This window comes from Pelomonas sp. V22 (genome assembly GCF_030014915.1).
In the GTDB taxonomy this organism is placed as follows: Bacteria; Pseudomonadota; Gammaproteobacteria; order Burkholderiales; family Burkholderiaceae_C; genus JAUASW01.
The window spans coordinates 263,733-276,618 of sequence record NZ_JAGIXS010000004.1 but is presented as its reverse complement, the minus strand read 5'-3'; the positions used below and the strand labels follow the sequence as shown (position 1 = coordinate 276,618).

The following is a 12,886-nucleotide window of genomic DNA, read 5'->3' as shown; positions in this document are numbered from 1 at the left end:
GGAGTCCTGCGCCATGAAGAAACTGATCTCCCGCCTGGCCCTGTTGGCCGGCGGCCTTTTGATGCTGGGCCAGGCCCACGCCGGCTACACCCCCACGGCCGATTTCTGGGAATGCGCCAACAAGGTCGGCGGCACCTTCACCCATGGCCGCGTGCCCAGCGGCTGCGACGTGGCCTCGTTCGGCCCCGACAGCTTTGTGCGCGGCAGCTACGGCCAGGCGATCTTCAACGATGCGTCCTACAACACGGCCAACGCCAATGACCCCATCAGCGTGGCCGAGCGCAAGCGCTACATGCAGGAGATGTACCCCATCATCCGCGACGCCTCCGAGCGCTACCTCAAGGCCCGCAAGCCCGGCGTGCTGCCAGATGAGCTGGCGGCCTACCAGCGCGGTGTGTTCGCCCTGCTGCGCCAGGAGAGCTTCTGGTCGCACTACCGCGACGCGCAGCTGGCCGCCGGCCAGCCCTTCCTCTTGAAGATGGTGCGCGGCGACAACGGCCATGGCCACGGCATGATGCAGCTGGACGACCGCTACCACTTCGTGCCGCTGCAGGAGGGCAAGGGCTGGAACATGCTGCAGAACTTCAGCTACGCGATCGACATCTATTACGACGGCTGGCAGAAGGCCCCGGCCAGTTGCCTGGGCGGCGCCACCACCGGCACGGGTACGGCCGCGCAGATCGACGAGTACTGGCGCAGCCGCGCGCGCTCGGCCTGGTCGGCCTACAACGGCGGTCCGACCAAGGTCTGCCGCTGGCAGAACACGGCCGATGCCAACGTGGCCAAGGACAACGGCTACCGCGACAACTACGACCTGCGCCGCTGGCTGCCGGACGTGGCCGACCTTGCCAGGGCTGCCACCATCGACGTGGCCTGCCTGATGGACATGGGCTCGGCCTGCCCGCTGCCCACCTCGGGCGGCCCCACGCCCAACACGCTGATGAAGCTGGGCAGCGCGGCCTGCGTGCTGGTCGGCGAGACGCTGGAATGCGTGGACGACCTGCGCGACGCTGCCTGCCTCGGTTCGCGCACCACGTTTGACGACAGCGTCGCCACCACCATCTATGCCGCGGCCGTGACCGGCCGAGCCCGCATCGACCACAACCGCCACCAGCTCTGCCGCGCTGGCACGCCGGGTCTGCAGTCGCTGGGCAGTGCCATCGCCACCAGCGTCCCGCTGGAGCTGCGCTCGTCGGTCGGCGGGATGCTGCTCGGTACGCTCCCAGCCGGCAACTACCAGGTGCTGGACTTCGAGCTGCGCGGCGTGCTCAAGCAGGACCGTTACTACCGCGTCCGCGGCACGCTGACCAGCGGTGCAGCGCAGGACGGCTGGATCCTGGCCGGCGACAGCGCCACGCATGCCGGCATCGCTACGGCTGCCGCGCCATTGGCGGCGGGTGCCATCGCCTATCCAGGCGACTGGGTGGCGGTCAACGTCACGACCAGCCTGAACCTGCGCGCCTCGCCGCCCAGCGGCACCGTGCTGACCACGATGCCGCGCGGTGCCGTGGTGCAGGTCAAGGAGGTGTACGGCACGGCCTCGGCCAACAACCTGTACTACCGCACCGAGTACCTGGGCAAGGACGGCTGGTTCTTCGCCGGGAATCTCTATCCCACGTCGACGCTGGCCAGCTGGGCGGTCCCGGCGGCGGCTCCGGCCTCGCCAACCAAGCATGCCCATTGCCCCACCGGCACGCGCTACGACATCCACAGCCGCCAGTGCATGAGCGCCACCTCGGTCTACGGCCCGTTCACCGCCGCCGCCACCCAGGCCTGCCTGGACGGCGGTGCCGGCGCGGTCTGCACGGCCGGCCGGGGTGTGGTGGTCGATGGTGCGCTGTTGCAGCTGCAGCTCTGGAACAAGGCCACGAACACCGCCGCCGTCGGCAACGGCGATTGCCCCCGCGGCGCGTCCCGCTCGGTGGCGCATCGCTTCCATTGCGCCGAGGCCGTGGTGCGCAATGGCGCGGCCGAGACCGATGTCTACGGCCCCTTCGGCACCGGCCTGGTCAATGCCTGCCTGTCGGCCACTGGCAATGCGGCCTTCTGCCGCAGCAACCGCTGGCCGGGCAGCGTCTACACGGCGCTGCAGCCCTGAGTGAGCGTCATGGGCTTCTTGACCAAGAAGACGCTGGCCGTCGGCGCGGCCTGTGTGCTGGCCGCCGGGCTGGGTGCCCTCGCTTGGCAGGGGCCGGCCGATCCGGCCGATCCGGTCCTGCCGGCCGAGGCCAGGGCCGCATCGGCAGCGCTGCCGGCACTGGCCTCGGTGCCGACGCAGGCGGACGCGGCGAGTGCCACGGCCTCAGCAGCGACACCCGGCCAGCTCGCCGCCTCCGGCGCCTTGCCGGCGGTGGCGGCGCTGAAGGCGCTCAAGCAGTGCTACTACGCCGACAACTGCGGCCTGGCCGGCCCCGAGGGGCTGGAGGCGCATTTCGCGGCTTCACGCGCCATCGTGGCCCAGCTGAAGGCCCTGCCTAAGGAGGCGAGCCCTTCCGAGCAGGCCGCGCTGGCGCGCGAGTTCCTCGCCTTTCCCGAGGGCCATGTGCAGGCTGAGGCGCTGGCCCTCGCGGCGCGCTTGCCGCCCGACGCGGCCACCGTCAATGCGGCCGTGGCGGCGCTGCGCGAGAGCTACGACTCGGTGCTGTTCCGCCAGGCCTTCCCCATCCTGCAGCAATGGCAGCAGCAGGGCCTGAGCGCCGGCTATGAAGACATGCTGGCCGAGGTACTCCACACCGGCGGCTGGCACGCGGCCCAGGCCGTGGCGGAGAACCTGACGCCCTTCTTGAACGACAGCAACCTGGCCCGCTTCGAGGCCGTGCGCGGGCAACTCGCCGAAGGTGCGCGCAAGAACGCGCTCAGCCATTCGCTGGCCCAGTACCGCTTGCAACGAAGCGGTGGCTGAGCCCGCGCACAGGATCCGGGAGGATTCTGTGGCTGGCGAAGGCCCGGACGCGATACCTGCGGCCGGGCTGAGCCAGCTTCCAGTTCTCAGCGCTTGGCGCTCTTCAGCTGCTCGGCCGCCTTCAGCATGGTCTCGATGTGGCCTTCCGGCTTCATCGCGGCATGGACGGCGGCGATGCGGCCGTCGCTGCTGATCAGGTAGGACACGCGACTGGCCATGTCGACCGCCGGCAGGTTGAGCTTGGCGTCGTAGTCCTTCATCACCTTGGCGCCGGCATCGGCGGCCACGGCGAACTTGTTGCGGCAGGCCTCGATCGAGAACTTCTTCAAGGTGTCGATGTTGTCGTTGGAGATGCCGACGACGGTGGCCCCGAGGGCCTCGAACTTCTCGCTGGCCTCGGCGAACAAATGGGCCTCGACGGTGCAGCCGCTGGTGAAGGCCTTGGGATAGAAGTACAGCACCACCGGGCCCTTCTTCAGCGCGGCCGCGAGGCTGAACTTGTAGGGCTGGCCGCCGAGCGCGGCGTCGGCCGAGAAGTCGGGAGCCGGCGCGCCGACCGGCAGGGCGGCCTCGGCCAGGCCGGTCAACATCAGGGCGGCGGTGAGGGTCAGGGCTTGCTTGCTGAACATCGTGGGTCCTGCTGTGAGGGATGAAGGTGGCGCATCATGCCTCGGCCACGGAAATCCTGCTGTCCAGCAGCTCATCGGCCAGCCATTGCTGCAGGCAGGCCACGACGGCCGCCGCCGCAGCCGCTTCGCCTTCGCTTTGCGCCGCCGCCTCGCAAAGCGCGGCAAACGAGGCGCCGGCCTGCAGCGCTTCCAGCAGCGTGGCTTCCAGCGGCGGCAGGGCGCGCCAGCGGGTCTCCAGGCCCTGGCGCCAGACCAGCAGCCCATGGCTGCCGGCCACCGGCGCCGCCAGCTCGGGCAGGTCGGTGTCGGATTCGGCGGCCCGCAGCAGCGCCCAGGCTGGCTCAATCACCCAGTCCATCGCCAGCAGGGCCGTGCCGGCCTGCAGCCGCAGCTGCAGGCCGGGCCAGTCTTCCGGGGCCAGCGAGGCGAGATCGGCGGCCGTGAGCGGCTCGCTGTCGGCGGCATCGAAGGCGCCGCGCAGGGCCCAGTCCATGCGGGCGATGTCGATGAGGGCCGGATGGTCCAGTTGCTCGGCGCCGGCGCCGGCCATGAAGCCGGCCAGGCCATCGCCGAACCAGCGTATCGAGCGATGCGGCGAGGGATGGGCTTCGAGGTAGGCCAGGGCCAGCGCCTCGAAGGCCTCCTCGCCCATGGCCCGGTACAGCACCTCGTGGTTGTCATGCAGGGCGGCGATCAGGCGGGCGCGGTAGGCATTGGCGTAGACATCGAGCCGCGAGCCGGGCTTGAGCAAGCCGGGCGCGGCCATGCTGCTGCAGATGGCGCTTTGCAGCGCCTGCTGATAGCGGTCCCTCATGCCGTCACCGGCTCCTGCGCCAGCGCCAGTGCGCGGGCCAAGTCCAGCTCGGCCAGCAGCTCGGGCAGCGGCGGTATGTGGTCGTCGCGCTCGATCATCGTGGGTCGCGGGCCGAGGCGGGCGAGCGTGTAGGCGTACAGCTGCCACACGGCCTCGCAGACCGGGTGGTCGTGTGTGTCGATGACCAGGTCGCCCTGGTCTTCATGGCCGGCCAGGTGGATCTGCACGACAGACTCGGGCGGGATCGCATCGATGTAGGCGCGGGGGTCAAAGCCGTGGTTGCGGCTTGAGACGTAGACGTTGTTCACGTCCAGCAGCAGGCCGCAGCCGCTGCGCCGCGCCAGTTCGGCAATGAAGGCGGCCTCGCCCAGCTCATCGGCTTCGAACTGGAGATAGCTGGAGACGTTCTCCAGCACCAGCCGCCGGCCGAGGACCTCTTGCACCTGGTCTATGCGCGGCAGAAGCTGCTCCAGCGTGGCGCGGTTCAGCGCGAGGGGCAGCAGGTCATGCAGGTTGCGGTGATCGACGCCGGTCCAGCACAAATGGTCGGACACCCAGGCCGGCTCGATGCGGTCGGCCAGGGCGCGCAGCTCGCGCAGGTAGTTCAGGTCCAGCGGGTCGGAGCTGCCTATGGACAGCGAGACGCCGTGCATCACCATGGCGTAGTCGCGCCGCAGCTGCTGCAAGTGCCACAGCGGCTTGCCACCGGGCACCATGTAGTTCTCGGAAATGATTTCCAGCCAATCGGGCCGATTGGCGAGGCCGGGTTCGGCCAGCGCCTGGTAGTGCTCGACGCGGAGGCCCAGGCCGAAGGATTCTTGAGAAATGCTCATGAAGAAAAGAGCAGGGCCGCCGAAGCGACCCTGCTACTCGTGCTTACTTTTCGACCTTGCCGCCGGCCTTGGTGCACTCGTCGGCGGTCTTCTTGCTGACCCATCCCTGGCCCTTGCAGGCGTTGTGGCCCTTGCAGTCGCTCTTGGCGGTCTTGCATTCCGAGGTGCCCTTGCAGGCGTTGACGCCCGAGCACTTGACCATGCCGTCAGCGGCTTGCACCGTGGTGGCAATGCCCGAGGTGGCGAACAGGGCTGCGGCGGCAGCGGCCACACCGAGGCCGGTCTTCAGAAGTTTGGCTTGCATGTGCGTGTCTCCAAAAGTTGATCGAACGAGAGAACATTGAGAGAGAAATACAGGCCGTTTGCTCCGGCTTGCCAACTTGCGTCGGGCCAGGGCCGGCAGAACTTACACCCCGCCATCGCCGCCGGCCAGATGCCACAAGATTTGTGCAGGTTCGTATTGCCTGAAGTTATGGCCTGAGGCTGCAAGCGCATTGGTCAGACCATTGCTAGACCATTAGAGTCCAGCCAACTACCGGGAACCCGCCACCATGCTCAAGACCGAAACCCCCAGCAGCGCCCACCCGGACCTGGACCTGTACGAGCTGCCCCAGCTGGTCAGCGTGTTCATCGAAGACCAGGTCGAGGCGGTCGACGCCGTGCGCCGTGCCGGCCCGCAATTGGCTGCTGCCGTGGCGGCCGCGCTGCCGCGCATCCAGGCCGGTGGCCGCCTCCTCTATGCCGGCGCCGGCACCTCGGGCCGCCTCGGGGTGCTGGACAGCGTGGAGCTCTATCCCACCTTCTCCTGGCCGCGCGAGCGGGCGCTGGCCGTGATCGCCGGCGGGCCGCAAGCCATGTTCGTGGCCATCGAAGGCGCCGAAGACGATGAAGCGCAAGGCGCGGCCGACATCAAGGTCCTGCTGCCCGGCCCGGACGATGTGCTGCTGGCCATCGCCGCCTCGGGCGGCACGCCCTATGTGCTGGGCGCCATCAGCGCCGCGCGGGCTGCCGGCACGCTGACCATTGGTTTCGCCAACAACGCCGGCGCGCCGGTGACGGCCGCCGCCGAGCTGGGCATCACGCTGGACACCGGCCCCGAGGTGATCTCGGGCTCCACGCGGCTGAAGGCCGGCAGCGCGCAGAAGATGGCGCTCAACACTTTCTCCAGCAGCCTGATGGTCAAGCTGAACAAGGTCTACGGCAACCTGATGGTCGACCTCAAGGCCACCAATGCCAAGCTGCTGCGCCGCGCCGTGGCCCTGACCATGCGTGCCAGCGGTGCCGACGAAGCCCGTGCCCGCGAGGTGCTGGCCCAATGCGACAACCACGTGAAGGTGGCCCTGGTGGCGATCAAGAAGAACGTGTCGGTCGAGCAGTCCCGCGCCCTGCTGGATGCCGCCAGTGGCAGCGTGCGTCGCGCGCTGAATGGGTGATCGCGATGCGACGCCTGCCGCGCTGCGAATACACGCTGGAGTTCAAGCTCGAGGCGGTGCAACGCGCCGCTGAGCAGGGCATCTACGCGGCATCCCGCGAGCTGGGCCTTGCCGAGCAGACCTTGCGCAACTGGGTCAAGGCGCAGCAGGCCGGCGGCCTCTTGCAGGCCAGGCAGGCCAAGCCAGTGACAACGCAGCAGATGGAAGCCTCCCGCCAGCGGGCCGCCGAGGCGCGGCTGCGCCGGCGCGCGCAGTGGCGCTCATCGCCCTTGCATACCGGCACCGCCGCCACAATGCCCGCATGAGCGATACCACCCCCAGCGCCTCGCGCAGCCCCTGGACCTGGATCCCCACCCTCTACTTCGGCCAAGGCATTCCCTACGTCGTCGTGATGACCCTGTCGGTCATCATGTACAAGAACCTCGAGGTGTCGAACACCGACATCGCGCTCTACACCAGCTGGCTCTACCTGCCCTGGGTGATCAAGCCGCTGTGGTCGCCGCTGATCGAGCTGTTCGGCACCAAGCGCCTGTGGATCACGGCCCTGCAGTTCGTGATCGGCGTGGCGCTGGCCATGGTGGCGCTCACCATTCCCGGCCCCGACTACTTCCGCATGACGCTGGCGGTGTTCTGGCTGATGGCTTTTGCCTCGGCCTCGCACGACATCGCGGCCGACGGCTTCTACATGCTGGCGCTGAAGACGCACGAGCAGGCCGCCTTCGTCGGCGTGCGCTCCACCTTCTACCGCCTGGCCAACATCGGTGGCCAGGGCGGCCTCGTGTACCTGGCGGGCGAGCTGCAGGAGCGCACCGGCAGCATGAAGACGGCCTGGAGCATCGTCTTCTTCGTGCTCTGCGCGATGTTCGTGGCGCTGGCGATCTACCACCAGTTCATGCTGCCCAAGCCGCCAACCGACCAGAAGACGGCGCGCGGCGACGACACGCTGGCCGAGTTCTGGCGCGTGTTCGCCCGCTTCTTCACGCGGCCCGGCATCTGGGTGATCCTCGGCTTCCTCTTGCTCTACCGCTTCCCCGAGGCACAGCTGCTGAAGCTGGCCACGCCCTTCCTGCTCGACAAGCCCGAGCTCGGTGGCCTCGGCCTCTCGACCAAGCAGGTCGGCATCGCCTACGGCACCGTGGGCCTGATCGCGCTGACGCTGGGCGGCCTGCTGGGCGGCTGGGTGATCTCGCGCGTGGGCCTGAAGCGCGCGCTGTGGCCGCTGATCCTGGTCATGCATGTGCCGAATGCCGTGTTCCTGCTGCTGGCTTTTGCGCAGCCGCACAACCTGTGGCTGGTGAGCTCGGCGCTGGCGGTGGAGCAGTTCGGCTACGGCCTCGGCTTCACGGCCTACCTGATGTACATGATCATGGTGGCCGACGGCCCGCACAAGACCGCGCATTACGCGATCTGCACCGGCTTCATGGCCCTCGGCATGATGCTGCCCGGCATGTGGAGCGGCTGGCTGCAGACGCAGATCGGCTACCTCGGCTTCTTCGCCTGGGTGCTGGTGGCGACCCTGCCTTCGTTCGCGATGGCCGCGCTGATCAAGGTGCCCGAGGGCTTCGGAAAAAAGGCAGCTGAGCAATGAATGCTCGGTTGAACAGCCTCGACGCGTTCCGCGGTTTCACCATCGCGGCGATGCTGCTGGTCAACAACCCCGGCGACTGGGGCCACCTCTACGGCCCGCTGGCCCACGCCAAATGGCATGGCTGGACCTTCACCGACTGGATCTTCCCGTTCTTCGTCTTCATCAGCGGCATCTCGATGACGATCAGCCTCGGCCGCCGCGCGGCGCTGGGCGACGCCAAGCCGGCCCTCTTGGTGCAGACGCTGCGCCGGGGCGCGACCATCATCGTCATCGGCCTTGTCTTGAACCTGATTCCGAACTTCAACTTCGCCGAGCTGCGCATCCCCGGCGTGCTGCAGCGCCTGGGCCTGTGCACGATGCTGGCCGCGCCCTTCGTGCTCTGGCTGAACTGGCGTCAGCAGCTCATTGCCTTGCTGGCCCTGCTGGGTGTCTACAGCTTCTTGCTGCTGGCTGTGCCGGTGCCTGATGTGAACGGGAACCTCCTGACCGGTTCGTTGAACGCGGGTGAAGACACCGGCGCCTGGCTGGACCGGCTGCTGCTGAATGGCCACCTCTGGAAGCAGGCCAAGACCTGGGATCCGGAAGGCCTGCTCTCCACCATCCCCGCCGTCGCCAGCCAGCTTGCGGGCGTGCTGGCCGGGCATTGGCTCGCCTCCAAGCGCGAGCCTGCCGCCAAATCCATGGGCTTCATGGTGGCAGGTCTTGCCTGCCTGTGGGTGGGCCAGGTGCTGGACGCCTGGCTGATGCCGATCAACAAGAGCCTGTGGACGCCACCCTATGTGTTTGCGATGGCGGGCTGGGCCTGCCTCGTGTTCGGTACCTGCTACTGGCTGCTGGATGCCCAGCCCTCGGCGGCGATGCGTGATCGTGTGAGCCGCTGGGCCAAGCCCTTGCTCGTGTTCGGCATGAATGCGCTGTTCCTGTTCGCCGTGTCCGGCCTGATCGCCAAGCTGATGGCTTTCTTCAAGCCGGGTGGCTTGTCCTTGAAGGCCTGGGCCTATCAACCGATCCAGGCGCTGGGCCTGGCCCCGGTCAATGCCTCGCTGCTGTACGCGCTGTGCTTCGTCGCCGTGATGTACGGCATCGCCCACTTCATGTGGTCCAAGAAATGGTTCGTAAAGGTCTAGTCATGGGCCCACCCCCGAAGCGCTTCGCGCCTCCCCCTCAAGGGGGCACGCCCGGTGGCCCGGCAAAGCCGGTTCCACGGGCGCCGCTTGGCTTGATTGATCTTGTGCGCCTTGAACTGCCGGCTATCAACCTGGAGTACTAAGTTGAAACTTTCTCGCCGCTCCCTCGTCCTCTCCAGCGCTGCGGCGCTGGCCGCCTGCGCTGAGCTGCCGACCAGCGGCGGAGCCGCCGCAGCGCGTGAAGCCATGGACCTCGCCGCGCTGCCGCCGGCCGCGCCTCGCGAGTTCCGCGCCGCCTGGGTGGCGACGGTGGCTAACATCGACTGGCCCAGCAAGAAGGGCCTCTCGATGGAGCAGCAGCAGGCCGAGGCCCGCGCGATGCTGGACAAGGCCGTGGCCCTGAAGTTCAACGCCATCATCTTCCAGATCCGCACGGCGGCCGACGCCCTGTACGACTCCAAGCTGGAGCCCTGGAGTGAGTACCTCACGGGCCAGCAAGGCGTTTCTCCGGGCTACGACCCGTTGGCCTTCTGGGTGGCCGAGGCCCATGCACGTGGCCTGGAACTGCATGCCTGGTTCAACCCCTTCCGCGCCCGCCAGAACTCGGCCAAGTCGGCTGCGGCGTCCACGCACCTGAGCCAGAGCAAGCCGCACTGGGTCAAGAGCTATGGCGACCAGCTCTGGATAGACCCGGGCGAGATCGAAGCCGGCGAGCACACGTTGGCCGTGTTCAAGGACGTGCTGAAGCGCTACGACGTCGACGGCCTGCACATCGACGACTACTTCTATCCCTATCCGATCGCCTTGCCCGGCCGCCCCGCCGACAGCAAGGAGGAGCTGGACTTCCCCGACGAGCCGAGCTGGCAGCGCTATGTGCAGTCCGGCGGTACCTTGGCCCGCAACGACTGGCGCCGCCAGAACGTGGACCGCCTGATCGAGCGCATCTACGGCATGATCCGCGCGACCAAGCCCTGGGTGCGCTTCGGTGTCAGCCCCTTCGGCATCCCGAAGCCGGCGGTCCGCAACGAGAACATCGCCGGCTTCAGCCAGTATGACAAGCTCTACGCCCATGTGGAGCTGTGGCTGAACGAAGGCTGGATGGACTACCTCGTGCCCCAGCTCTACTGGAGCCGCACGCAAAAGGGCCAGGCCTTCGAGCCGCTGATGGACGTCTGGCTGGCTAACAACCCGATGAAGCGCCACGTCTGGCCCGGCCTCTTCACCAGCCGCATCCAGAACGACAAGCCCGAGACCTGGGGCCCCGACGAGATCACCGGCCAGATCGAGATCGTGCGCCGCCGCGCGCCGGGCTCCGGCCATGTGCACTTCAGCATGGTGGCGCTGACGCAGAACCGCAAGGGTCTGGCCGATGTGCTGGTCTCGGGCTTGTACCGAGATGCGGTGCTGGTGCCGGCCACACCCTGGTTGGAAGCCGGCGCACCTGCGGCGCCGACCTTGAGCATCGAACGCCAGGGCACGCAGGTCATGCTGAAGCCGGCTCCCGGCGCCGGCAGCAAGCCGGTCAGCCGCTACGCGATCTGGCTGCGCGTTGACGGCCAATGGCGCTTCGAGGTCACGACCGGCGCCCTCGGCGTGCCGGCTGCTGGGCTCGATGCCGTTGTGGTGTCGGCGCTGGACCGGGTGAGCAACGAGAGCGAGCGGCGCGGGTACAGGCTCTGAGCCCCTTGCTCAGCGCGTGGGGCCAAGAAAGGGGCGGAGATCGTTGCTCCTGAACGCGGCCTCCATCTCCGCCGCCAGCTGCCTGACCCGATCACGGCGCGGGGCAGGCAGCGTATCCAAGGCGGCGTCGTAGCGGTACTCGCAATCGCCCCAGCGATAGCAGCGCTCGATCAGGCGCAGGTCCGACCGCTCGGTGCCGGGCGTGGCGCTGGCCCGCAGCGCCGCCAGCTCGACGGCCGCTGAAAAGTCCGCGCGATCCTCAGCCCCTTGCCAGCTTTCACCCTTCCAGTTCGTCAGTGACTTGAGGCGTGGAGCGGCGGACACCAGCTGCCCCTGGCCGGCAATTTCTCGCAAGGCCGCTTCCCAGGCCTCGCGGGTCTCCGTGGAGCGATGCTGCAGTGAGACGACCGCGTCGATGAAGCGCCGCCCATGCTCATCGTCTTCGAGTCGCTCCAGGTGATCACCCGAGACGTGGGTGACCCGGTGGCATCGCGACACAAAGGTCTGGCGAGCTTGCAGGCGGGCCGCGTAGTTGGTCTGCCTTGTTGCCGCCTGCATGAGCTGGCCATCGTGCTCGCTGGCCAGCATGCCCGGCAGGCAGGCCAGGATGATGTCGCGGGCCGCACCGAACGAACCAGGGCCCCGGCGATTGCGCAGCGCCATGATGATGGGGTACGGGTCATCGCTGGTGAAGCCGCCGGCCCATCGTTCAGCAAAGGAGCCCGGCAGTGCGGCTTCGCTGGCGAGGCCCCTCGACGTGGAGCCGGCCGCTGGCAAGGCCGCCTGCTCCGGTAGCGGGCGAATGGTCGCCATCGGCGTGCTCGCTGCCGCGGGCCGTGGCTCGGGGGCAGTCTGGCGGCTGCTGATGGCGTACGCAAGCAGGCCTGCGGCGATCACGGTCAATGCCAATGCCGAAACGCGGATGCCGAGGCTAGCTCTCAAGTCGGTGGCCCTCGCGTCGTGAAGAAGAGAGGCTGGTCTGCCGTCCGCGCAGCCATCGGCAGACCGCCGGCAATCCCACAAACCACTGGAGGTAGCCGAACAGCAGCATCAGCAGCCAGGACGGCAGCAGGTCCATGAAAGGCTCGTAGGGCAGGCCGACGTTCGCATAGGCCCAGGACATGCTGATGCCCACGACAGCCCCGACGGGCAGGCCGATGGGGAAGCTCAGCGCGATGAGCAGCCAGGTGAAGGCGACCGGCATGTCAGGCTCGGACTTTTGCAGGTAGGCAAAGGCGAGCAAGGCCAGGCAGGCCAGCAGCCAGAGCAGGGCCAGCGTGCGGCCGAGGCGGGAACGCGGGATCAGCTGTTTCCTCCTGCGAGGCGCCGTTCGTCACATCGGTGGCCAGGCATCCGCATGGGTCTCGAAATGCAGCAAATCAAACCACTGCCCATTCAGCTGGAAGCAGCGCCGGGCATGGCCGAACTGCTGGAAGCCGCTCACCTGCAGCACGCGCTGGGAGGCGGGGTTCTCGGGCCGGCAGGTGGCCTCGATGCGCCACAGGCCATGGCGGCCAAAGGCCTCGGCGAGCGCCAGCTTCACGGCGGCCTGGGCGATGCCACGGCCGTTGTGGTCCTGGCCAATGCGGTAGCCGAGCGACGCTGACTGGTAGCCCAGGCGCAGGACCTGGCTCAGGTTGATGCGGCCGACCAGCAGGCCGGCCTCGCGCACCAGGTACTGGTAGGCCCGGTCCTGCTCGGCGTCGAGTTGGGCGGCGCGGATGGCCTTGCTCACGCCGTCCGGCGCGTAGTAGCTCGGGGGGCGTGGATTGACCCAGGTTTCGAAGAAGCGGCGGTTGTGCAGTTCGAAGGCCAGCAGCTCGTCTTGGTCCGAGGCGGCGACAGGCGCGATGCTGATGAGGTCGTTGGCTGGCATGCGC

13 protein-coding genes and 1 pseudogene are annotated in these 12,886 nt (G+C 68.1%); 7 read left to right on the top strand and 7 right to left on the bottom strand.

What is annotated here, in order from left to right; all coding sequences use genetic code 11:
- The first annotated feature begins 13 nt into the window (after nt 1-13).
- Together J7U46_RS15465 and J7U46_RS15460 are read left to right on the top strand one after the other, a co-directional pair.
- Complete coding sequence (locus J7U46_RS15465) at nt 14-2,098, top strand: hypothetical protein (RefSeq protein ID WP_282827371.1); 2,085 nt, start codon at nt 14-16, stop codon at nt 2,096-2,098.
- A gap of 9 nt (nt 2,099-2,107) precedes the next feature.
- On the top strand, nt 2,108-2,902 hold the full coding sequence (locus J7U46_RS15460) for a hypothetical protein (protein WP_282827369.1): 795 nt from the start codon (nt 2,108-2,110) through the stop codon (nt 2,900-2,902).
- An 86-nt stretch (nt 2,903-2,988) separates the two neighbouring features.
- Here the strand turns inward: J7U46_RS15460 and J7U46_RS15455 are convergent, their stop codons facing one another.
- From J7U46_RS15455 to J7U46_RS15440, 4 genes are read right to left on the bottom strand one after another with little or no spacing between them, the layout of a single operon-like run.
- Complete coding sequence (locus J7U46_RS15455) at nt 2,989-3,531, bottom strand: peroxiredoxin (protein ID WP_282827367.1); 543 nt, start codon at nt 3,529-3,531, stop codon at nt 2,989-2,991.
- Nucleotides 3,532-3,565: 34 nt separating this feature from the next.
- Nucleotides 3,566-4,345, bottom strand: coding sequence for a DNA-binding domain-containing protein (locus J7U46_RS15450; protein WP_282827365.1), 780 nt, complete (start codon nt 4,343-4,345; stop codon nt 3,566-3,568).
- Nucleotides 4,342-5,178: a DUF692 domain-containing protein gene (locus tag J7U46_RS15445; RefSeq protein WP_282827363.1), complete on the bottom strand. Its 837-nt coding sequence runs from the start codon at nt 5,176-5,178 to the stop codon at nt 4,342-4,344. Before J7U46_RS15445 ends, J7U46_RS15450 begins: the two co-directional genes overlap by 4 nt.
- 43 nt (nt 5,179-5,221) lie before the next feature.
- Nucleotides 5,222-5,482: a hypothetical protein gene (locus J7U46_RS15440; protein WP_282827361.1), complete on the bottom strand. Its 261-nt coding sequence runs from the start codon at nt 5,480-5,482 to the stop codon at nt 5,222-5,224.
- 247 nt (nt 5,483-5,729) lie between these two features.
- Between J7U46_RS15440 and J7U46_RS15435 the strand changes: the two genes are divergently transcribed.
- The 5 genes and pseudogenes from J7U46_RS15435 to J7U46_RS15415 all read left to right on the top strand — a co-directional run bounded on the left by J7U46_RS15435 (nt 5,730) and on the right by J7U46_RS15415 (nt 11,006).
- Nucleotides 5,730-6,611 (top strand): N-acetylmuramic acid 6-phosphate etherase, encoded by an 882-nt coding sequence (locus J7U46_RS15435; protein ID WP_282827360.1) that lies wholly within the window; start codon nt 5,730-5,732, stop codon nt 6,609-6,611.
- A 5-nt stretch (nt 6,612-6,616) separates the two neighbouring features.
- A pseudogene (locus J7U46_RS15430) lies at nt 6,617-6,853 on the top strand (transposase); the annotation flags it as partial.
- 59 nt (nt 6,854-6,912) lie between these two features.
- Nucleotides 6,913-8,199 (top strand): MFS transporter, encoded by a 1,287-nt coding sequence (locus J7U46_RS15425; protein ID WP_282827359.1) that lies wholly within the window; start codon nt 6,913-6,915, stop codon nt 8,197-8,199.
- Nucleotides 8,196-9,326 (top strand): heparan-alpha-glucosaminide N-acetyltransferase domain-containing protein, encoded by a 1,131-nt coding sequence (locus tag J7U46_RS15420; protein ID WP_282827357.1) that lies wholly within the window; start codon nt 8,196-8,198, stop codon nt 9,324-9,326. The genes J7U46_RS15425 and J7U46_RS15420 overlap by 4 nt, the downstream gene beginning before the upstream one ends.
- Before the next feature lie 144 nt (nt 9,327-9,470).
- Nucleotides 9,471-11,006, top strand: a complete 1,536-nt coding sequence (locus J7U46_RS15415) for a family 10 glycosylhydrolase (RefSeq protein ID WP_282827355.1) — start codon at nt 9,471-9,473, stop codon at nt 11,004-11,006.
- A gap of 9 nt (nt 11,007-11,015) precedes the next feature.
- Here J7U46_RS15415 and J7U46_RS15410 read toward each other — a convergent pair whose 3' ends face one another.
- From J7U46_RS15410 to J7U46_RS15400, 3 genes are all read right to left on the bottom strand, one after another.
- Entirely contained in the window at nt 11,016-11,909 is an 894-nt protein-coding gene (locus J7U46_RS15410) for a hypothetical protein (RefSeq protein WP_282827353.1), read from the bottom strand.
- A 28-nt stretch (nt 11,910-11,937) separates the two neighbouring features.
- A complete protein-coding gene (locus J7U46_RS15405) occupies nt 11,938-12,249 on the bottom strand; it encodes a hypothetical protein (RefSeq protein WP_282827351.1) in 312 nt (103 codons plus the stop codon).
- A 90-nt stretch (nt 12,250-12,339) separates the two neighbouring features.
- Nucleotides 12,340-12,882 carry a GNAT family protein gene (locus J7U46_RS15400; RefSeq protein WP_282827349.1) on the bottom strand — a complete coding sequence of 181 codons (543 nt, stop codon included), beginning with the start codon at nt 12,880-12,882 and terminating at the stop codon, nt 12,340-12,342.
- Between the last annotated feature and the right edge of the window lie 4 nt (nt 12,883-12,886).